Source organism: Halomonas sp. BN3-1 (genome assembly GCF_003056325.1).
GTDB lineage: Bacteria > Pseudomonadota > Gammaproteobacteria > Pseudomonadales > Halomonadaceae > Halomonas > Halomonas litopenaei.
In genome coordinates this window covers 1-309 of record NZ_PYVV01000068.1, presented here as the reverse complement: position 1 = coordinate 309, position 309 = coordinate 1, and the positions used below count along the sequence as shown (strand labels likewise).

1 protein-coding gene is annotated in these 309 nt (G+C 51.5%); it reads left to right on the top strand.

Annotated elements, in window-relative coordinates; all coding sequences use genetic code 11:
- The coding region (locus tag C9F12_RS22870) for a hypothetical protein (protein ID WP_205245762.1) at positions 1 to 190 on the top strand (190 nt) is incomplete at its 5' end.
- Positions 191 to 309: the final 119 nt, after the last annotated feature.

Here is a 309-nt window from a genome sequence, read left to right as displayed (position 1 = left end):
AATTCCCCTTCTACTGAAGGGACAGGTGTTCTCCCGTATTGTTGACATGCCAGCGGGTCGGGGAAACGTGATCCTGACGTTCACGCTTACGTCCACACGGCATTCGGCAGATATTCCGCCGTATACGTTTGCCAGCGATGTGCAGGTTATGGTGATTAAGAAACAGGCGCTGGGCATCAGCGTGGTCTGAGTGTGTTACAGAGGTTCGTCCGGGAACGGGCGTTTTATTATAAAACAGTGAGAGGTGAACGATGCGTAATGTGTGTATTGCCGTTGCTGTCTTTGCCGCACTTCGGTGACAGTCGAATT